Raw genomic sequence first — 19,068 nt, 5'->3', positions numbered from 1 at the left:
GCGGCGCCTGCGGGCGCCGCTACTGGCACTCCCCCACGGAGGTGGGGCGGCAGCGCCGGCCGTCGGTCCACAGGGTGCTGCCGAGGCGGGCCTCGGTGAACTCGGCGCCGCTGAGGTCCGCGCCGCGCAGGTCGGCCCGCCCCAAGTCGGCGTCCGTGAAGTCCACATCGACTAGGTTCGCATCGCGCAGATCCACTTGCCGCATCTCCGCTCCCGAGAGGTTGGCCCCCTCTAGATCCGCGCCGTTGAGATCGGCCCCGGCCAGCTTCGCCCTCGCTGCCTGCAGCTCGCGCAGGCCCGTGCGCCGCAGCGAGGCACCGCTCAGATCGGCGTCCTGCAGGCTGGCGCCGCGCATGCGGGCGCTGTTGAGGTCGATACCGGTGGCGATGGCGCCGTCGAGCCGGGCACCCTCAAAATCGGCGCGGCCTGCCCGGGCGTCTCGCAGGTCGCTGCCCGAGAGGTCGGCGTCGGTAAAATCCCCGGAGCTCAGCCGGGCCCGCGACAGGTTGGCGTCGCGCAGGTTGACGCCGGCAGCGCTGACACTGGTCAGGTCTGCCCGCCGCAGGTGGGCCCCCTCCAGGTTGGCCCCTTCCAGTCGGCTGCGTCCGAGTACCGCCCCCTCTAGGTCCTCACCGGCGAGCTGTGCCTCGCTCAGGTCGCAGTTGAACCAGTTGACGCCGGGGGCGGGCGCGTCATTGCAGGTGGCCAGGGCCGGTGATACGCTCGCGCCCAACATCGCCACCGCGGCGACTCTGCATACGTGCCGTCTCATCAGCCTTTCGTCTTCTTGTTCGTTTGCGTTCGTGTCGCAGGCCCCTCGGCCTCGACGGCATATCCCACTAAACGATATACGAGGTGAATCAATGCGGCTCATTCTATTAGGCCCTCCGGGCGCCGGGAAAGGTACGCAGGCTGCCCATATCTGTGAGGCCTTCGGCATCCCTCAGATCTCCACCGGTGACATGCTGCGCGCCGCCGTCAAGGCCGGCACCCCGCTCGGGCAGCAGGCCAAGAAGATCATGGATGAGGGTGGCCTCGTGTCGGACGATATCATCCTTGGCCTGATCGAGGAGCGGGTCGCTCAGCCAGACTGCGGCAACGGCTTCCTGTTCGATGGTTTCCCGCGGACGATCGCCCAGGCGGATGGCCTGAACGAGCAGGGGATCGGCATCGATGCCGTGGTCGAGATCCAGGTGCCCGACGAGGAGATCGTCGATCGGATGGCCGGGCGGCGCGTCCATCCCGGTTCCGGGCGGGTCTACCACATCAAGCACAATCCGCCCCGCGAAGAGGGCAAGGACGACGTCACCGGCGAAGACCTGGTCCAGCGCGATGACGATCGCGAGGAAACCGTCCGCCACCGCCTTTCGGTGTATCACGAGCAGACTCGGCCGCTGGTCGACTACTATTCCCAGTGGGCGCAAAAGGGTGGTGCCGATGCGCCCGCCTACATCACCGTCGACGGGCAGCGGCCCGTGGAGACGGTGCGGGACGAGATCCTCGCCGCGCTCAAGGCGCGTTGATCGGACAGGCGGCGAGGGCTTGTCGGCCCTCGCCGCTTTCTGGAGGTGTGCCTGGCCATGTGGATTCGACGTCTGCTTGCCGTCCTGCTCGCCTACTTCCTCTCGGCCGTGCCGCTGGGCAGTGCCGAGACAACGCCGGACGCCGATGAGGAAGCGGCCGGTACGGCGCTGATGCTCGAGGTCAAGGGGCCCATCGGCCCGGCAACCACCGACTATATCGTCCGCGGCCTCGCCGAGGCGCAGGAGCGCGGCGCCAGGCTGGTCATCCTGCGCATGAACACCCCGGGCGGCCTCGATGACGCCATGCGCGACATCATCAGCGAGATCCTCGCCAGCGAAATCCCCGTGGCCACCTATGTCGCGCCCAGTGGTTCCCGGGCGGCGAGTGCCGGGACCTACATCCTCTACGCCTCCCATGTTGCGGCCATGGCGCCGGCAACCAACCTGGGTGCGGCCACGCCGGTGCAGATCGGCGGTGGCGGTGGTGGGATCTTCCCCGGCGGGGACGACGAGGAGCGCGACGGCGAGGGCTTCGACGAACTCCAGGATCTGCTCGGCGAGGACGACGACGAGGAAGCCCGCGACGAGGACGAGCCGGCGGAAGAGCGGGCGGACGAGCGCCCGGATGCCATGGAGCGCAAGATCATTGAGGACGCGGTCTCCTACATCAAGGGCCTGGCCGAGCTGCGCGGGCGCAACGCCGAGTGGGCGGAGAAGGCGGTGCGCGAGTCGGTGAGCGCCTCGGCCAGCGAGGCGGCCGAGCTGGGGGTGATCGACTTTGTCGCCGAGGACGTGGACGAACTCCTCGCCAAGGCCGACGGCATGGTGGTCAAGTTCCCGGTGGGCGAGCGCGCCATCGAGACCGCCGGTCTGGAGGTGGAGCTGCTCGAGCCGGATTGGCGCAACCGCCTGCTGGCGGTGATCACCAATCCCAACGTGGCCTATATCCTGATGCTGGTCGGGATCTACGGCATCATCTTCGAGCTGATCAATCCCGGCTCCCTGGTGCCGGGGGTGCTCGGCGGCATCAGCCTGCTGCTGGCGCTTTACGCCTTCCAGGCCCTGCCGATCACCTACGCCGGGTTGGGGCTGATCGGGCTGGGGATCGCCTTCATGATCGCCGAGGCGTTCATGCCCAGTTTCGGGATCATGGGCATCGGTGGAGCCGTTGCCTTTGTGCTCGGTTCGATCATGCTGTTCGATACCGATCTCGAGGCCTTCCAGGTCTCGATCGGCCTGATCGCCGGGTTTACGGTCGCTAGCCTGATCGTCTTCACCGGGGTGGCCACCATGGCCGCTCGGGCGTGGCGACGGCCGAAGCTCGGCGGGGCCGATGAGCTGATCGATGCCGAGGCCATCGCCGAGGAGGCTTTCGATGCCACGGGCCATGTGCGCTACGCCGGCGAGCGCTGGAATGCCGTGGCGGTCCGCCCGGTGCGTAGCGGTCAGCGGGTGCGGGTGGTCAGCAAGGAGGGACTGACGTTGAGGGTCGAACCCAATGAGTGAACCGGGGATGGATTCGGACACGATCTACCAGGAGGCGCTGAGCCGGGTGCACCAGGTGCTGGAGCGGGCCCGGGCCACGGACCTGCCGGAGCCTACCGCCGGCGTTCTGGCGACGGTCGGCCCCGACGGCTGGCCGGCGGCGCGGACGGTGTTGCTCAAACAGCTGGACCACCAGGGCGCCGTGTTCTACACCAATCGCAACAGCCGCAAGGGGCAGCACCTGGCGGCCAATCCCCGCGCGGCGCTGTGCTTCCATTTCCAGCCCCTCTACGAGCAGGTCGAGATTCGCGGCGTGGTAGCAGCGGTGAGTGCGAGTGAGGCGGACCACTACTGGGCGCAGCGGGAGCGGCTCAGCCAGCTGGGAGCGTGGGCCTCGCATCAGTCCGACCCGCTGGCCAGCCGTCACGAGCTGGAGGCCCGCCTGGAGGAGGTCGAGTCGCGCTTCCCGGAGCGGGTGCCGCGTCCCCCGCACTGGTCCGGTTACCGTATAATCCCGTCCAGTATCGAACTCTGGTCGGCCGGTGACGGACGCCTGCATCAGCGCGAGCGATACGAGCACCGACCGGACGGCTGGAGCCATTTCCTGCTCAATCCGTGATGGGCGTATCGGGCCGAAAGGGAGCGTGATGGAGGATCTGTCCAGGTACTCGGTGGAGCAGTTGCGCGACCTGCGCAAGGATGTGGAACGCGAGATCGAGCGCCGTCGCCGGGAGAACATCGTCCAGGCGCGGCGCGAGCTGAAAGCCATCGCCGAGCGCTACGGATTCGCCCTCAGCGATCTGCTTGAGGGCATGCGCGGGACGGGGGACTCCGGCTAGTGGCGCTGGCGGTCCGTGGCCTCGGCGCAGGCGCGCAGCCGGGTGGAGACCTCCACAGGGTAGAGGTCCGGCTCCGCCTCCAGCGCGCGGCAGGCCTCGGGCAGGGCGGCGAGCCCCTCCCGCACTCGCTCGCGGATGGCGGCGGTGCCCTCCGGGGAGCGGGTACGCTGGCCGCCGTCCATGACTTCGGTGAGCAATGGCGCCCCGGGCAGCTCCTCCTCGGCTAGGCAGAGGGTGTCGCCGGCGGCCACACCATCGACGAAGCGCCGCCGGACCTGCTTGCGGCCCGGCCAGTGCATCTTCCCCACGGAGCGTTTGCGCCGGGCAACGCCGCGATACTCCTGTAGCTTGTACGCCATGTCCAGGTGGGGCTGATCGGCGGCGGTGTCCATCCGTGTGCCCAGGCCGAAACCGTCGATGGGGGCTGCGTCGGCGCGCAGGCGGGCGATGGCATACTCATCCAGGTCACCGCTGACCAGGATGCGCACCTGCTCCAGCCCACCCTCGTCCAGGATGCGGCGCACGCGTCTGGCTTCGGCCCCGAGGTCGCCGCTGTCGATGCGCACGCCGTGGACGGGGTGGCCCTCCCGGGCAAGCTGGACCGTCTTCCGAGCCCCGTCGGCGGTGTCGTAGGTGTCGATCAGCAGCACCACGTTCCGCGGATGGGCGGTGGCGAAGGCGCGGAAGGCGTCGATCTCGCGGTCGAAGGCGAGCACGTAGGAGTGGGCCATTGTGCCCACGGTGGGGATGTCGTACCGGGCGCCGGCCAGACAGGTGGCGGTGCCGGCGTAGCCGGCGATCCAGGTGCTGCGTGCAGCGGCCATGGCGGCCTCGGCGCCGTGGGCGCGGCGCATGCCGAAGTCCACCAGGCTGCCGCCCCCGGCGGCCAGTACCGCGCGGGCGGCCTTGCTGGTGAGTAGGCTGTGCAGGTGGACTAGGTTCATGACCCGGCTCTCGATCAGCTGGGCCTCGGGCAGCGGGGCGGTCACACGCAGGATCGGCTCCTGGGGGAAGAGGATGGTGCCGTCCGGCACGGCCTCGACGTGACCGGTAAAGCGCAGCTGTGCCAGTTCTTCGGCCAAGCCGGCGCGGAAGTGTCCGCAGGTCCGGATCCAGTCCAGCTCCGCGTCGCCAAAGCGCATCTCCGTCAGCCAGTCGACCACTGCCTCGATGCCCGCGGCGATGTAGAAACCGCGCCCCGGGGGCAGCTTGCGGCTGAACAGCTCGAAGGAGGCCGGGGCGTCCATGCCCTGCTGGAGGTAGCTGTCGACCATGGTCAGCTGGTAGAGGTCGGTCAGCAGCGGGCTGTGGGCCGGTTCCATGAGAGCTCCCTCGGATGGTGCGAATGCACGGGCTACGGATCAGGAGCGCAGCCCTGTCCCCCGGTTTAGCAGATAGAGGGCAAACCCGCCGAAGGCCGCGATGAAGGCGAGCATCATCGCGTACGACACGGCGATGTGGACGTCGGCCGAGCCGAGGATGCCGTAGCGGAAGGCGTTGACCATGTAGAGGATTGGGTTGGCCAGCGACACCCCCTGCCAGAACTCCGGCAGCAGCGAAATCGAGTAGAACACGCCGCCGAGGTAGGTCAGCGGGGTCAGAACAAACGTGGGGATGATGGCGATGTCGTCGAACTTGCGCGCGTAGATGGCGTTGATGAAGCCGCCGATGGAGAACAGCACCGCGGTCAGGACCACCACCGAGATGGTGATTGCCCAGTTGTGGATGGGCAGGGAGGTGAACATCAGCGCCACGGCGGTGACGATCGCGCCGGTGAACAGCCCGCGCCCCACACCTCCGGCGACATAGCCCAGCAGGATGACGATGTTGGGTGTCGGCGAGACCAGCATCTCCTCGATGTGGCGCTGGAACTTGGCGCCGAAGAACGACGAAACCACGTTGTTATAGGAGTTGGTGATCACCGCCAGCATGATGATGCCGGGGGCGATGTACTCCATGTATCGGTAGCCCTCCATCTCGCCGACCCGTTCGCCGATCAGGGCGCCGAAGATCACGAAGTAGAGGGTCATGGTGATCGCCGGCGGCACCAGGGTCTGGATCCAGATCCGCAGATAGCGGTGGGTCTCCTTGTAGACAATGGTCTGCAGCGAGACCAGGGCGGCGCGGGTTCGCGACGGCGTACCCTGGCTGCCGTAGCGGCGCGGGGATCCCTGGGGCCGGTTCAAGAGACGACCTCCTGCCTATCGGCGTTGTCCGGCGTCACCGGAGCCGGGTCGCTGCTCTCTACCAGGCGCAGGAAAAGTTCCTCGAGGCGGTTCGACTTGTTGCGCATGCTGCTGACCGTGATCCCGTGCTTGGAGAGGGCGGCGAACAGGTCAGTCAGAGCTCGGCCGCGCGGCACCTCCGCTTCCAGGACGTAGTCATCAACCTGGCGCAGGGCGAAGTCGTCCAGCTGCGGCAGCGGCCGGGGGACCCGATCGACGTCGAGCAGGAAGGCGTGGGTGGACAGGCGCTGGAGCAGGCTCTTGACGTCGGTGTTCTCGATGATCCGTCCATCATCAATGATGGCGATGTCCTTGCAGAGGCTCTCGGCCTCCTCGAGGTAGTGCGTGGTGAGGATGATGGTGGTGCCCTGGTCGTTGATGTGGCGCAGGAAGTCCCACATGGAGCGGCGCAGCTCGATGTCCACGCCGGCGGTGGGCTCGTCGAGGATCAGAAGCTGCGGTTCGTGCATCAGCGCCCGGGCGATCATCAGCCGGCGTTTCATCCCGCCGGAGAGCGTGCGCGAGACGGTCTCACGCCGTTCCCACAGGCCCAGGCTATGGAGGTAGTGCTCGGCACGCTGGCGGGCTAACCGGCGCGGAATACCGTAGTAGCCGGCCTGGTTGACCACGATCTGCTCCACGGTCTCGAAGGTGTTGAAGTTGAACTCCTGCGGGACCAGGCCGATGGAAGACTTGACCGCCCAGGGGTCGCGGTCCAGGTCGTGGCCAAAGACGCGTACCGTCCCGCCGCTCTTGTTGACCAGCGTCGAGACGATCCCGATGAGGGTGGATTTGCCCGCCCCGTTGGGTCCCAGCAGCCCGAAGAAAGCGCCCGCGTCGACGGTCAGATTGATGCCGTGCAGCGCGATATGCCCCCCGGCGTAGGTCTTGGTCAGGTCGGAGACGGCTAGGGCGGTCAAAGGGTGTCCTCGGGTTCATGGAGAAACCTCTCATGGTAGGGGGTGTGCCGGTTTTTTTGTAGGGCGGTCGGGATGCCGCGGGGGGATATGCCGGGCTGTGGTAACAAAATGCCGAATCCGTATTTCACGCCGCCGGCAGAGGCGCCTAGGGTGAGCAAGGGTGCGGACGCCGCTGAAGCCCGCCGCAGCGTCTGGGGCGATCGGCTCGTCCGGATCAAGGCGGGAACAGACGGGGAGGCAGATCGATGAGCGAATCCCGAGCAGTATCCGTCGAGCGGGACTTGGCGCCGGCCCTCAGGGCGCGGGTTTGTCAGGCCGTGCGGGTCCTGGAGCGGGTCGAGGGCGAGCTGCTGCCCGCGGCGCTGGCCTCCAGCTTCAGCGCCGAGGACATGGTGCTGCTGGACCTGATCCGCGGGCACGCGCCGGGGATCGGGGTCTTTACCCTGGATACCGGGCGGCTGCCGGCGGAGACTTACGCACTGCAGCAGCAGGTGCTGGAGCGTTACGGCCCGGTGGTGCGCACCTACTTCCCCAATCCGGCTGAGGTGGAGGGTTTTGTGGCGCATTACGGCGCCAACGGGTTCTACCATGGCATCGAGGCCCGGCGGGCGTGCTGCCATGCCCGGAAGGTGGCGCCGCTGCAGCGCGCCCTGGCCGGGCAGCGTGCCTGGCTGACCGGGATGCGCCGCGCCCAGGCCGTCACCCGCGAGGAGGTGGTCGTCGAGGGGTTCGACGAGCACCACGGCCTAGTGAAGGTCAACCCGCTGGCGGAGTGGCGTGAGGACGATGTATGGGCCTACCTGCGCAGCCGCCGTGTGCCGTACAACGAACTCTACGATCAAGGGTATCGCAGTATCGGGTGTGCGCCGTGTACCCGGCCGGTTGCTCCGGGTGAGGATGCCCGCGCCGGGCGGTGGTGGTGGGAGGCATCGGGTCAGCGCGAGTGCGGCCTGCACCGGGCTCCGGCGGGGGCGACCGGGTGGTTGAAATGCGCCGCAAAGCCGTGACAGATCACCGCTGGCCCCGGTAGAATACCGGCGTCTACGCGCCGGAGGGCGCGGTTTGGCGATTCCATGGACGGGAGGGGTAAACCCTCCCGTTTTTTGCATGCCCGCACCCCGTCCGTGGCTTGTCCGGGCGGGGCCGTTGAGCTCCAGACAGGGGAGGCTGCGTTGACCCGGCCAGCACTGCTCGTCCTCCAGGACGGTACGGTTTTCCACGGCGAGGCGGTGGGCGCCGACGGGGCCGTCACCGGCGAGGTGGTCTTCAATACCGCGATGACGGGTTACCAGGAGATCGCCACCGACCCGTCCTACGCCGGTCAGATCGTGACCCTGACCTACCCCCACATCGGCAACACCGGCATCAACAGCGTCGACCGCGAGGACGACCGCGCTCGGCTGGCGGGGCTGGTGGTGCGCGATGTGCCGCCGCGGGCCAGCAACTGGCGTGCCGAGAAGGGGCTGACGGCCTGGCTGCGTGACCAGGGGGTGGTGGCGATTTCCGGGATCGATACCCGCAAGCTAACCCGCCGCCTCCGCGAGGGCGGAGCCCAGGGTGGTTGCCTGGTCGCCGGCGAGTCGCTGGACGAGGCCTGGGCGCTGGCTCAGGCCCAGGGCTACGGCGGCATGAGTGGCCGTGACCTGGCCGGCGAGGCGGGCACCAAGACCCGTCGGCCGTGGCAGCGCGGGACCTGGACCCTGGACGATGGTCTTGCCGATGCGGCGGAGCGCGGTGAGTCGGGGCGATACCACGTGGTGGCTTTCGATTACGGGATCAAGCAGCAGATCCTGCGCCTGCTGGTCGACGCCGACTGCCGGGTCACGGTGGTACCGGCGCGGACCGGGGCTGCGGATGTCCTCAAGCTGCAGCCGGACGGCTTGTTCTTCTCCAACGGGCCGGGTGACCCGGAGCCGATGGACTACGCGGTGGCGACCATCCGCGAGCTCTTGGAGGAGCATCGCATCCCGACCTTCGGCATCTGCCTGGGCCATCAGCTGCTGGGGCTGGCCAGCGGGGCGCGGACCGAGAAGATGAAATTCGGCCACCACGGTGCCAATCACCCGGTGATCGACCTGGCCTCCGGGCAGGTGCTGATCTCCAGCCAGAACCACGGCTTCGCGGTGGACGAGGGCAGCCTTCCCGACCACCTGGAGGCGACGCACCGCTCGCTGTTCGACGGCTCGCTACAGGGTATCCGGCGCACCGACGTGCCTGCCTTCAGCTTCCAGGGCCACCCGGAGGCAAGCCCCGGTCCCCACGACATGCGTCCGCTGTTCCAGCGCTTCGTCGAGATGATGGAGCGTGACTGAGCACTGCGCAGCCGCATCACAGGCGACCGCCGACCACTGGACCCCGAGCACTCTGGAATCATGCCGAAAAGAACTGACATCCAATCGATCCTGATCATCGGCGCCGGCCCCATCGTCATCGGCCAGGCGTGCGAGTTCGACTACTCCGGGGCGCAGGCGTGCAAGGCGCTGCGTGAGGAGGGCTACCGGGTCATCCTGGTCAACTCCAACCCGGCGACCATCATGACCGACCCGGAGACCGCCGATGCGGTCTATATCGAGCCGGTGGAGTGGCAGACGGTCTCGCGGATCATCGAGCGCGAGCAGCCCGATGCGGTCCTGCCGACCATGGGTGGGCAGACGGCGCTCAACTGCGCCCTCGACCTGGTCAAGCACGGCGTGCTGGAGCGCTTCGGTGTTGAGATGATCGGCGCCACCCGTGAGGCGATCGACAAGGCCGAGGAGCGCGAGGCGTTTCGCGCCGCCATGTCGCGGATCGGGCTCGAGTCGCCGCGCGCCGAGATCGCCCGCTCTATGGCCGAGGCCCAGGCGGCGCAGGCACGGATCGGCTTCCCGGTCATCATCCGCCCGTCCTATACCCTGGGCGGCTCCGGCGGCGGCATCGCCTACAACCGGGAGGAGTTTCACGAGATCGTCGAGCGCGGCCTCGACCTCTCCTACACCAACGAGGTGCAGCTCGAGGAGTCGGTCCTCGGCTGGAAGGAGTACGAGATGGAGGTCGTGCGCGATCGCCACGACAACGCCATCATCATCTGCTCCATCGAGAACCTCGATCCCATGGGGGTGCACACCGGTGATTCGGTCACGGTGGCCCCTGCGCAGACCCTCACCGACAAGGAATACCAGCTGATGCGCGACGCATCGCTGGCGGTGCTGCGGGAGATCGGCGTGGAGACCGGCGGCTCCAACGTCCAGTTCGCCATCAACCCGGACAACGGGCGCATGGTGATCATCGAGATGAACCCGCGGGTGTCGCGCTCGTCGGCGCTGGCCTCCAAGGCGACCGGCTTCCCCATCGCCAAGGTGGCGGCCAAGCTGGCGGTCGGCTACACCCTCGATGAACTGCGCAACGAGATCACCGGTGGTGCCACCCCGGCCTCCTTCGAGCCGACGATCGACTACGTCGTCACCAAGATCCCGCGTTTCACGTTTGAGAAATTCCCGCAGGCCGACTGCTACCTGACGACCCAGATGAAGTCCGTGGGCGAGGTCATGGCCATCGGACGGACCTTCCAGGAGTCTTTCCAGAAGGCCCTGCGGGGACTGGAGCAGGATCTGTCCGGGCTCGACGAGCGGCTCGACCACAGTCGCACGGACGTGCGCGATACGGTGCGCCACTCGCTGCGTCAGCCGACCCCGGATCGGGTGCTGCACCTGGGGGATGCGTTCCGGGTCGGCTTCACCCTCGATGAGGTCCACGGCATGACGGCCATCGACCCGTGGTTCCTCGCGCAGGTCGAGGAGCTGATCGCCGTGGAGGGGGAGGTCGCCGCCTCGACCCTGGACGACTGTGATGCCGGGGCGCTGCTGCGCCTCAAGCGGCGCGGTTTCTCCGATGCCCGTCTGGCGGCCCTGTGGGGCGTCAAGGAGTCCCAGGTGCGCCAGCGCCGCCGCGATCTGGGCGTGCGGCCGGTGTTCAAGCGGGTGGACTCCTGCGCCGCCGAGTTCCCCACCGCCACCGCCTACCTCTACTCCACCTACGAGGAGGAGTGCGAGGCAGAGCCGAGCGGACGCAAGAAGATCATGGTTCTCGGCGGCGGGCCGAACCGTATCGGGCAGGGGATCGAGTTCGACTATTGCTGCGTCCACGCCTCGCTGGCCCTTCGCGATGACGGCTACGAGACCATCATGGTCAACTGCAACCCCGAGACCGTCTCCACCGACTACGACACCTCGGATCGGCTTTACTTCGAGCCGTTGACCCTGGAGGACGTGCTGGAGGTGGTCGAGACGGAGCAGCCGGACGGGGTGATCGTCCAGTACGGCGGGCAGACGCCGCTGAAGCTCGCCCGCGAACTCGAGGCCGCCGGGACGCCGATCATCGGTACGACCCCGGACTCCATCGATCTGGCCGAGGACCGGGAGCGCTTCCAGGACATGATCGGCCGCATCGATCTGATGCAGCCGCCGAACCGCACCGCCCGCACGGAGACCGAGGCCCTGCAGCTGGCTGCCGAGATCGGTTATCCGCTGGTGGTGCGCCCCTCGTACGTCCTTGGTGGTCGGGCGATGGAGATCGTCTACGAGGAGAGCGAGCTGCGCCAGTACATGAACGAGGCCGTGCGGGTTTCGCACAACTCGCCGGTGCTGCTTGACCGCTTCCTCGACGATGCCGTGGAGGTCGACGTGGACGCCGTCAGCGACGGCGATCAGGTGGTGATTGGCGGCATCATGCAGCATATCGAGCAGGCCGGCGTCCACTCCGGCGACTCCGCCTGCTCTATCCCGCCCTACACGCTGGGGCAGGATGTGCAGGATCGGATCCGCGAGCAGGTGCGCCTGCTCTCCCGGGAGCTCGGGGTGGTCGGGCTGATGAACGTGCAGTTCGCCATCCAGGGGCAGCGCATCTTCCTACTGGAGGTCAACCCGCGCGCCTCGCGGACCGTGCCCTACGTCGCCAAGGCGTGTGGCGTGCCGCTGGCCAAGGTGGCCGCCCGCTGCATGGCCGGCCGCACCCTGGCGGAGCAGGGGGTGGTGAACGAGGTCATCCCTAACTACTATTCCGTAAAAGAGGCGGTCTTCCCGTTCCTCAAGTTCCCCGGTGTCGATCCCATCCTCGGTCCGGAGATGAAGTCTACCGGCGAAGTGATGGGTATTGGCGCCTGTTTCGGGGAGGCCTACGCGAAGGCTCAGCTGGCTGCGGGGGTGACCCTGCCGCGGGGCGGCTGTGCCTTTGTCAGTGTGCGTGAGGTGGACAAGGAGGCAGCGGTCGAGGTGGCGCGGGACCTGGTTCGGCGCGGCTTTCGCTTGATCGCCACCCATGGCACCGCGGCCGCCCTCGAGGAGGCGGGCCTGGAGGTGCGCCGGATCAACAAGGTCATCGAGGGTCGGCCGCATGTCGTGGACGCCATCAAGAACGACGAGATCGATCTGATCGTGAATACCACCGAGGGGCGGCAGGCCATTGCCGACTCCTACTCGATCCGCCGCGAGGCGCTGCAGCGCAAGGTCTGCTACACGACGACCATCGCGGGTGCCCGGGCCACGTGCCTGGCACTGGATCACATGAAGGACTGGGAGGCCCGCCCCCTTCACGCCCTGCACAGGGAGATGACGGGATGAGCAAGATACCGTTGACGGTTCGTGGCGCAGAGAAGCTGCGTGAGGAGCTTCAGCGGCTCAAGCACGAGGATCGCCCGCGGGTCATCCAGGCGATTGCCGAGGCGCGGGAACACGGCGACCTAAAAGAGAACGCCGAGTATCACGCCGCGCGCGAGCAGCAGAGTTTTATTGAGGGCCGTATCCAGGAGATCGAGGGCAAACTGTCCAACGCCCAGATCATTGACCCGGCGACGGTGCAGGCGGCCCCGAAGATCGTCTTCGGGGCGACCGTGGCGCTCGAGGACACCGACACCGAGGAGACGGTCAGCTATCAGATCGTTGGCGAGGACGAGGCGGACATCAAGCAGCACCTCATCTCGGTCAACTCGCCCATCGCCCGCGCGCTGATCGGCAAGGAGGAGGGTGACGAGGCCGTGGTGCAGGCCCCGGGCGGTGAGCGGACCTATGAGATCGTCGAGGTCCGCTATGAGTAGGTGCGGGCAGCTTGCCCGCAGCGGCCCGGCGGTGGAGGTGCGGTGCTGATCCGCGCGGCCGAGCGGGTGGCGCTGACGATGCTGGCCGGCGCGCTGTGGAGCGTCGGCTACATCGTCTCGCCATTGCTGTTTCGCACGCTGGAGGACACCGCCCAGGCGGCGGCGTTGGTCGGCGAGATCACCGGCCTGGTGGCTTGGATCGCCCTGGTGTGTGCCGCGCTGCTGATACCGACACAGTTGCGCCACCGGATCCGTCCGCTGGCGGCCCACTGGCGGCTGTGGCTGCTGGTGCTGTTGGCGGTCGTGCTGGCGGTGGGAGAGTTCTGGGTGCGGCCACCGATGGCGGTTTTAACTGAGCAGGCCGGTGAAGTCGGGTACCTCTCGGCCCTGCGTGCCGCCGAAAGCCTCTACTTCGTGGCCAGTGCCATTGCGCTGGTCCTGGTACTCGGCGGGATCGAACCGCGGCTGGCGGCAGGTGACGGTGATGCCGTCGACACCGCGGAACAGGGACGCTGAGCGTCTGCCGCGCGGGAGCTCAGATCAGGACTTGGCTCTTCTCCGGGTTCTCTCGATAGAGCAGGACGATCCGCCCGATGGTCTGGACCACGATCGCCCCGGTCTGTTCGGCAATCTCCTCGGTCATGGCCTGGCGCTCCTCCTTGCTGGCGCCGGCGAGCTTCACCTTGATCAGCTCGTGGTCGTCCAGGGCACGCTCAATCTCCTCCAGGACCCCCTCGCTGAGGCCGGCGGCCCCGGTCAGGACGACGGGCTTGAGGGCGTGGCCGAGCCGGCGGAGTTGCTTGAGTTGATCCGGATCTAGATGCATGGAGGTGTTTGGTGCCTGGTGACGATAAAGCAAGAAGGCTATCACGCCGTGGCGTGGTCCGGGCAAGCGGCGGGCCGCTGCGCGAGGTCAAGATCGAGCTGGGTGTGGTGGTGCTGGTGATCATCTCGGCGTACTTCCTGACGCTGGGTCTCGATCTCGCCGCCTGGCAGGAGGCGCTCGGCGTGCTGGTGGTCGCCAGCCTGGGTGCCGGCTGGGTCGTGCTGCGCGCACGTGCCGTGGCGCGCCGCCGCGTGGCGGAAGGGGGCGGGCATGGCGGCCTGTAGGCGGCGGCGCAGCGGCTGCAACTCCCGGGCCCGGCGGAGCCGGCACGAAAGCGATCCGTTCGTCCGCCGTGCCCGTGCTGAGGGGTGGCGCTCGCGGGCAGCACTTAAGCTCGAGGCGATCGACCAGCGCGACGGGCTCCTGCGCCCCGGTCAGGTGGTTGTTGACCTGGGCGCCGCACCCGGTGGGTGGTCGCAGCTGGCGGCGCCGAAGGTGGGCGCGTCGGGGTTGGTCGTCGCCATCGACCTGCTGGAGATGGAACCCCTGCCCGGGGTTACGTTCGTCCACGCCGACTTTTCCACCGACGACGGGCTGCGCGCCGTGGAGACCGCGCTGGGCGGGCGCCCGGTGGATGTGGTGCTCTCCGACATGGCGCCGAATCTGACCGGGCACAGCGCGGTGGATCAGCCGGCGGCGATGGGGCTGGCGGAACTCGCCGCCGACTTTGCCGGTCAATTCTTGCATAAGGATGGTGACTTCCTCGTCAAGGTCTTCCACGGCGAGGGGTTCGACACGTTCCGCGGCGAGCTGACACGGCGCTTCTCCCGCGTCCTCTCTCGCAAACCGGACGCCTCCAGGTCGGGCAGTCGGGAGGTCTACCTTCTGGCTCGCGGTCCGACGGTATAGTAAGGTGCCTATCAGGTGCCGCATTCAGGCAGATTGAGGTGACGCCGTGAGCGACATGGCCAAGAATCTGATCCTTTGGGTCATCATCGCCGTCGTGCTGATGTCCGTATTCAGCAACTTCCAGGAGCAGTCGGCGGATGTGACCGAGAAGGTCCCCTACTCCGAGTTCCTCAACGAGGTCGAGCGCGGCAATATCCGCGAGGTGCTGATCCGGGGCGAGGAGATCACCATCCAGCACGCCGACGGCAACGAGTACCTGACCTTCAACCCCGAGGTGGACAACCGGGCGCTGATCGGCGAACTGCTCGAGCACGGCGTCACCATCGATGCGGAGCGGGCTGAGGAAGACAGCATGCTCCTGCAGATCCTCATCTCGTGGACGCCCTTCCTGCTGCTGATCGCCGTGTGGATCTACTTCATGCGCCAGATGCAGGGAGGCGGTGGCGGCCGCGGGGCGATGTCCTTCGGCAAGAGCAAGGCCAAGATGATGACCGAGGAGCAGAGCAAGCACAGCTTCTCGGACGTGGCCGGCTGCGACGAGGCCAAGGAGGACGTCAAGGAGCTTGTGGACTTCCTGCGCGACCCAAGCAAGTTCCAGAAGCTCGGCGGGACCATCCCGCGCGGCGTGCTCATGGTCGGGCCGCCGGGAACCGGCAAGACCCTGCTCGCCAAGGCCATCGCCGGCGAGGCGCGGGTGCCGTTCTTCTCCATCTCCGGGTCGGACTTCGTCGAGATGTTCGTCGGCGTCGGCGCCTCCCGGGTGCGGGACATGTTCCAGCAGGCCAAGAAGCAGGCGCCGTGCATCATCTTCATCGATGAGCTGGACGCCGTCGGCCGTCAACGCGGCGCCGGGCTCGGTGGTGGTCACGACGAGCGCGAGCAGACGCTAAATCAGATGCTCGTCGAGATGGACGGTTTCGAGGGCAGCGAGGGCATCATCGTCATCGCCGCCACCAACCGGCCGGACGTGCTCGACCCGGCACTGCTGCGCCCCGGCCGCTTCGACCGCCAGGTGGTGGTGCCGCTGCCGGATGTGCGCGGACGCGAGCAGATCCTGAACGTGCACATGCGCAAGGTGCCCATGGCCGACGACGTCCGGCCCGAGATCATCGCCCGCGGAACGCCGGGCTTCTCCGGGGCCGATCTGCAGAACTTGGTCAACGAGGCGGCGCTGTTCGCAGCGCGGGCCAACAAGGAGGCCGTCGATCAGACGGACTTCGAGCAGGCCAAGGACAAGATCATGATGGGCTCCGAGCGCAAGTCCATGGTGATGAAGGAAGACGAGAAGAAGCTCACGGCCTACCACGAGGCTGGGCACGCCATCGTCGGCCTGCGCACCCCGGAGCATGATCCGGTCCATAAGGTGACGATCATCCCACGCGGTCGTGCGTTGGGCGTGACCATGTTCCTCCCGGAAGAGGATCGGTACAGCTACACCAAGCAGCGCCTGGACAGCATGATTGCCAGCCTCTTTGGCGGCCGGATCGCCGAGGAGCTGATCTTTGGCAACGACCGGGTCACCACCGGTGCCCAGAACGACATCCAGCGGGCCACCGAGATTGCCCGCAACATGGTCACCAAGTGGGGGCTCTCGGCGCGGCTTGGCCCGCTTGCCTACGGCGAAGAGGAGGGCGAAGTCTTCCTCGGCCGCTCGATGGCGCAGCAGAAGGAGGTCTCGGACGAGACGCAGCACGCCATCGACGAGGAGGTCCGGGCGGTGATCGACAGCAACTACACCGCCGCGGAGAAGATCCTCCAGGAGAACCTGGAAAAGCTCCATATCATGGCCGATGCCCTGATGAAGTACGAGACCATCGACCGCGACCAGATCGATGACATCATGCAGGGCAAGGAGCCCCGGCCGCCCAAGGGGTGGCAGGATCGCGATCAGGGCGGTGGCTCCACCGACGAGGGCGAGACGGTCGGGGTTGACGACCAGGCCGAAACGGATGGCAAGGACGACGGCCGCGAGGGACCCATCGGCGGACCCGTAGGCGAACACTGATGGTGGCGTTGTCCGACGGGGCGGTTCTCCATTGCGGGGGCCGCCCCCTCTCGTTAGATCGGCCGCGGGTTATGGGCGTGCTCAACGTGACCCCGGACTCCTTTTCGGACGGGGGCCACTTCCTCGACCTGGAGCAGGCGCGCGCCCATGCCCGGCGGATGGTGGCCGAGGGCGCCGACCTGATCGATGTCGGAGGCGAGTCGAGCCGCCCCGGTGCGCCGCCGGTGCCGCTGGAGCAGGAGCTTGAGCGAGTGGTCCCGGTCGTCGAGGCCCTGGCCAGCGAGGTCGATTGCCCGATCTCCGTGGACACCTACAAGCCCGAGGTGGCCCGCGAGGCGGTAGCCGCCGGGGCGGGTTTGATCAACGACATCCGTGCGCTGCAGGAGCCGGGGGCCGCGGAGGCAGCCGCCGGGCTGGGCGTCCCAGTGTGTCTGATGCACATGCAGGGTCAGCCCCGGACCATGCAGGATGCGCCGAGCTACAATGACGTGGTGACCGAGGTGGCCGAATGCTTGGCGGAACGGATGGCCGCCGCCGAGGAGGCCGGGCTGCCACGCGAGCGCATGCTGCTCGATCCGGGGTTCGGTTTCGGTAAGACGCTGGAGCACAACTACCAGCTGCTCCGGCACCTGGATCGGATCGTGGCGCTCGGACCACCGGTGCTCGTCGGCATGTCGCGCAAGTCCATGATCGGCAAACTGCTGGATCGCCCGGTGGAGGAGCGGTTGCCAGGCAGCCTGGCGGCGGCGGCCGTCGCCGTGTACCAGGGGGCACGGATCATTCGTGCCCACGATGTTGGGGCGACCGCCGACGCGGTGCGGGTGGCAGCGACGGCCGCGAGCGCCTAGGCAAGTGCACTGAAAGGGAACACGGACTTGGCCGAGCAGAGAATCTATTTCGGAACCGATGGCATCCGCGGGCGGGTCGGCGAGGCGCCGATCACCCCGGACTTCGTCCTCAGGCTGGGCTGGGCGGCTGGCCGTGTCCTCGTCGGCGAGGGGCAGCGCAAGGTGGTCATCGGCAAGGACACCCGGCTGTCCGGGTACATGTTCGAGTCCGCCCTCGAGGCCGGTTTCGCGGCCGCCGGCGTGCACAGTCTGATGCTCGGGCCCATGCCGACCCCGGCCATTGCCTACCTGACGCGGACCCTCCATGCCCGGGCCGGTGTCGTCATCAGCGCCTCGCACAACCCGCATTACGATAACGGGATCAAGTTCTTCGGCCCGGATGGCTACAAGCTCGACGACGCCACCGAAGAGGCCATCGAGCGACTGCTCCAGGACGGGCCGCCGCAGATGGTCCCCTGCCAGGAGCTGGGCCGCGCGACCCGTATCAACGACGCGGTCGGGCGGTACATCGAGTTCTGCAAGGGCTCTGTGGGTCGGCGCATCGACCTGCGCGGTCTCCGGGTCGTGGTTGACTGCGCCCACGGTGCCACCTACCAGGCGGCACCGGCGGTGCTCCGCGAGCTGGGTGCCGAGGTGGTGCTCATCGGCCACGAGCCGGACGGGCTGAACATCAATGTCGATCACGGCTCCCAGCACCCGGAGCGTCTGTGCCGGCGGGTGGTGGACGAGTCCGCGGATGTCGGTGTGGCGTTCGACGGCGACGGCGACCGGGTGATCATGGCCGACCGGTCCGGCCGCCTGATCGATGGCGATGGTCTGCTCTATATCATCGCTACGGCCCGGGTGGCCCGTGGTCAGGCGTGCGGACCGGTGGTCGGCACCCAAATGACCAACCTCGGCCTGGAGGTGGCGCTGCAGGAGCTGGGGCTTCCCCTGGAGCGGACCCGGGTGGGCGACCGTTATGTCCTCGAGCGGCTGCTGCAGGTCGGCGGTGTGCTGGGCGGTGAGTCCTCCGGTCATATCATCTGCCTGGATCGGACCACCACCGGCGACGGGCTGATCTCGGCGCTGCAGGTGCTCGAGGCCATGGTGACCACCGGCCGGCCGCTGGATGAGCTGGTCGCCGGGATGCAGTACTATCCACAGCGTCTGGTCAATGTGCCGATCGAGCGTGGCGTGGACGTACTCGGGTTGCCGGCGGTCAACGAAGCGGTCAGCGAGGCCGAGCAAGAGCTCGGCGAACGGGGGCGGGTGTTGTTGCGTCCGTCGGGGACAGAGCCGCTGCTGCGGGTGATGGTCGAGGGCGCCGACGGGGCGCAGGTGGATCGCCTGGTCGAGTCGCTGGCGGAGACCGTGGCCAGCGCGGCCCGGGGTGCGGCCACCGACCCGATTTGATTTCAGTCGCTTGTGTAGATAGGCTT

The 19,068-nt window shown here is 67.7% G+C and carries 19 protein-coding genes; 14 read left to right on the top strand and 5 right to left on the bottom strand.

Annotated features, from left to right (window positions below):
- Nucleotides 1–19 precede the first annotated feature (19 nt).
- A complete protein-coding gene (locus tag LRG10_RS01340) occupies nucleotides 20–772 on the bottom strand; it encodes a pentapeptide repeat-containing protein (protein ID WP_201242084.1) in 753 nt (250 codons plus the stop codon).
- 91 nt (nucleotides 773–863) lie between these two features.
- On the opposite strand from LRG10_RS01340, the gene adk reads away from it, so the two are divergent.
- The 4 genes from adk to LRG10_RS01320 are packed head-to-tail and all read left to right on the top strand — an operon-like array spanning nucleotide 864 to nucleotide 3,847.
- Nucleotides 864–1,523: an adenylate kinase gene (adk, locus tag LRG10_RS01335; protein WP_201171518.1), complete on the top strand. Its 660-nt coding sequence runs from the start codon at nucleotides 864–866 to the stop codon at nucleotides 1,521–1,523.
- Between the two features lie 57 nt (nucleotides 1,524–1,580).
- A complete protein-coding gene (locus LRG10_RS01330) occupies nucleotides 1,581–3,029 on the top strand; it encodes a nodulation protein NfeD (RefSeq protein ID WP_201171515.1) in 1,449 nt (482 codons plus the stop codon).
- Nucleotides 3,030–3,036: 7 nt separating this feature from the next.
- On the top strand, nucleotides 3,037–3,627 hold the full coding sequence (pdxH, locus tag LRG10_RS01325) for a pyridoxamine 5'-phosphate oxidase (protein ID WP_238633482.1): 591 nt from the start codon (nucleotides 3,037–3,039) through the stop codon (nucleotides 3,625–3,627).
- A 28-nt stretch (nucleotides 3,628–3,655) separates the two neighbouring features.
- On the top strand, nucleotides 3,656–3,847 hold the full coding sequence (locus tag LRG10_RS01320; protein ID WP_201171510.1) for an H-NS histone family protein: 192 nt from the start codon (nucleotides 3,656–3,658) through the stop codon (nucleotides 3,845–3,847).
- Here LRG10_RS01320 and LRG10_RS01315 read toward each other — a convergent pair.
- The 3 genes from LRG10_RS01315 to LRG10_RS01305 are packed head-to-tail and all read right to left on the bottom strand — an operon-like array spanning nucleotide 3,844 to nucleotide 6,992.
- Nucleotides 3,844–5,169, bottom strand: a complete 1,326-nt coding sequence (locus tag LRG10_RS01315; protein ID WP_201171508.1) for a nicotinate phosphoribosyltransferase — start codon at nucleotides 5,167–5,169, stop codon at nucleotides 3,844–3,846. The two genes, LRG10_RS01320 and LRG10_RS01315, sit on opposite strands and share 4 nt — an antisense overlap.
- Nucleotides 5,170–5,208: 39 nt before the next feature.
- On the bottom strand, nucleotides 5,209–6,033 hold the full coding sequence (locus tag LRG10_RS01310) for an ABC transporter permease (RefSeq protein ID WP_370641468.1): 825 nt from the start codon (nucleotides 6,031–6,033) through the stop codon (nucleotides 5,209–5,211).
- A complete protein-coding gene (locus LRG10_RS01305) occupies nucleotides 6,030–6,992 on the bottom strand; it encodes an ABC transporter ATP-binding protein (protein ID WP_201171505.1) in 963 nt (320 codons plus the stop codon). Before LRG10_RS01305 ends, LRG10_RS01310 begins: the two co-directional genes overlap by 4 nt.
- 245 nt (nucleotides 6,993–7,237) lie before the next feature.
- Here LRG10_RS01305 and LRG10_RS01300 point away from each other — a divergent pair, with 245 nt between their 5' ends.
- The 5 genes from LRG10_RS01300 (at nucleotide 7,238) to LRG10_RS01280 (ending at nucleotide 13,575) form a co-directional block, all read left to right on the top strand.
- Complete coding sequence (locus LRG10_RS01300) at nucleotides 7,238–7,999, top strand: phosphoadenylyl-sulfate reductase (RefSeq protein WP_238634465.1); 762 nt, start codon at nucleotides 7,238–7,240, stop codon at nucleotides 7,997–7,999.
- A 165-nt stretch (nucleotides 8,000–8,164) separates the two neighbouring features.
- The gene (carA, locus tag LRG10_RS01295; RefSeq protein ID WP_201242079.1) at nucleotides 8,165–9,304 is read left to right on the top strand and encodes a glutamine-hydrolyzing carbamoyl-phosphate synthase small subunit; all 1,140 of its coding nucleotides are present in this window, start codon (nucleotides 8,165–8,167) and stop codon (nucleotides 9,302–9,304) included.
- A 60-nt stretch (nucleotides 9,305–9,364) separates the two neighbouring features.
- Complete coding sequence (carB, locus tag LRG10_RS01290; RefSeq protein WP_201171498.1) at nucleotides 9,365–12,586, top strand: carbamoyl-phosphate synthase large subunit; 3,222 nt, start codon at nucleotides 9,365–9,367, stop codon at nucleotides 12,584–12,586.
- Nucleotides 12,583–13,059 carry a transcription elongation factor GreA gene (greA, locus tag LRG10_RS01285; RefSeq protein ID WP_201171485.1) on the top strand — a complete coding sequence of 159 codons (477 nt, stop codon included), beginning with the start codon at nucleotides 12,583–12,585 and terminating at the stop codon, nucleotides 13,057–13,059. Before carB ends, greA begins: the two co-directional genes overlap by 4 nt.
- A 42-nt stretch (nucleotides 13,060–13,101) precedes the next feature.
- Nucleotides 13,102–13,575 carry a DUF4149 domain-containing protein gene (locus LRG10_RS01280; RefSeq protein ID WP_201171484.1) on the top strand — a complete coding sequence of 158 codons (474 nt, stop codon included), beginning with the start codon at nucleotides 13,102–13,104 and terminating at the stop codon, nucleotides 13,573–13,575.
- A 19-nt stretch (nucleotides 13,576–13,594) separates the two neighbouring features.
- On the opposite strand, the gene yhbY is transcribed toward LRG10_RS01280, so the two are convergent.
- Nucleotides 13,595–13,885 carry a ribosome assembly RNA-binding protein YhbY gene (gene yhbY / locus LRG10_RS01275; RefSeq protein WP_201171483.1) on the bottom strand — a complete coding sequence of 97 codons (291 nt, stop codon included), beginning with the start codon at nucleotides 13,883–13,885 and terminating at the stop codon, nucleotides 13,595–13,597.
- A gap of 11 nt (nucleotides 13,886–13,896) precedes the next feature.
- On the opposite strand from yhbY, the gene LRG10_RS01270 reads away from it, so the two are divergent.
- The 5 genes from LRG10_RS01270 to glmM are packed head-to-tail and all read left to right on the top strand — an operon-like array spanning nucleotide 13,897 to nucleotide 19,042.
- Nucleotides 13,897–14,169, top strand: coding sequence for a hypothetical protein (locus tag LRG10_RS01270; protein ID WP_201171479.1), 273 nt, complete (start codon nucleotides 13,897–13,899; stop codon nucleotides 14,167–14,169).
- Nucleotides 14,156–14,794, top strand: coding sequence for an RlmE family RNA methyltransferase (locus tag LRG10_RS01265; RefSeq protein ID WP_201171477.1), 639 nt, complete (start codon nucleotides 14,156–14,158; stop codon nucleotides 14,792–14,794). Before LRG10_RS01270 ends, LRG10_RS01265 begins: the two co-directional genes overlap by 14 nt.
- Before the next feature lie 46 nt (nucleotides 14,795–14,840).
- On the top strand, nucleotides 14,841–16,799 hold the full coding sequence (ftsH, locus tag LRG10_RS01260; protein WP_201171475.1) for an ATP-dependent zinc metalloprotease FtsH: 1,959 nt from the start codon (nucleotides 14,841–14,843) through the stop codon (nucleotides 16,797–16,799).
- Nucleotides 16,799–17,647: a dihydropteroate synthase gene (gene folP, locus LRG10_RS01255; RefSeq protein ID WP_238634463.1), complete on the top strand. Its 849-nt coding sequence runs from the start codon at nucleotides 16,799–16,801 to the stop codon at nucleotides 17,645–17,647. The genes ftsH and folP overlap by 1 nt, the downstream gene beginning before the upstream one ends.
- 27 nt (nucleotides 17,648–17,674) lie before the next feature.
- A complete protein-coding gene (glmM, locus tag LRG10_RS01250) occupies nucleotides 17,675–19,042 on the top strand; it encodes a phosphoglucosamine mutase (protein WP_201171463.1) in 1,368 nt (455 codons plus the stop codon).
- Nucleotides 19,043–19,068: the final 26 nt, after the last annotated feature.

Origin of the sequence: Halorhodospira sp. 9628 (assembly GCF_022228075.1) — a bacterium.
Lineage (GTDB): Bacteria > Pseudomonadota > Gammaproteobacteria > Nitrococcales > Halorhodospiraceae > Halorhodospira > Halorhodospira halophila_A.
Note: the sequence above shows the minus strand (reverse complement) of the source record. Positions and strands in the feature narration are given on the sequence as shown.

Bases quoted from the DNA above. Each gene is read 5' to 3' on its own strand.
- LRG10_RS01340 (WP_201242084.1), bottom strand. From the start codon at position 772: ATGAGACGGCACGTATGCAGAGTCGCCGCGGTGGCGATGTTGGGCGCG.
- adk (WP_201171518.1), top strand. From the start codon at position 864: ATGCGGCTCATTCTATTAGGCCCTCCGGGCGCCGGGAAAGGTACGCAG.
- LRG10_RS01330 (WP_201171515.1), top strand. From the start codon at position 1,581: ATGTGGATTCGACGTCTGCTTGCCGTCCTGCTCGCCTACTTCCTCTCG.
- pdxH (WP_238633482.1), top strand. From the start codon at position 3,037: ATGGATTCGGACACGATCTACCAGGAGGCGCTGAGCCGGGTGCACCAG.
- LRG10_RS01320 (WP_201171510.1), top strand. From the start codon at position 3,656: ATGGAGGATCTGTCCAGGTACTCGGTGGAGCAGTTGCGCGACCTGCGC.
- LRG10_RS01315 (WP_201171508.1), bottom strand. From the start codon at position 5,169: ATGGAACCGGCCCACAGCCCGCTGCTGACCGACCTCTACCAGCTGACC.
- LRG10_RS01300 (WP_238634465.1), top strand. From the start codon at position 7,238: ATGAGCGAATCCCGAGCAGTATCCGTCGAGCGGGACTTGGCGCCGGCC.
- carB (WP_201171498.1), top strand. From the start codon at position 9,365: ATGCCGAAAAGAACTGACATCCAATCGATCCTGATCATCGGCGCCGGC.
- greA (WP_201171485.1), top strand. From the start codon at position 12,583: ATGAGCAAGATACCGTTGACGGTTCGTGGCGCAGAGAAGCTGCGTGAG.
- yhbY (WP_201171483.1), bottom strand. From the start codon at position 13,885: ATGCATCTAGATCCGGATCAACTCAAGCAACTCCGCCGGCTCGGCCAC.
- LRG10_RS01265 (WP_201171477.1), top strand. From the start codon at position 14,156: ATGGCGGCCTGTAGGCGGCGGCGCAGCGGCTGCAACTCCCGGGCCCGG.
- folP (WP_238634463.1), top strand. From the start codon at position 16,799: ATGGTGGCGTTGTCCGACGGGGCGGTTCTCCATTGCGGGGGCCGCCCC.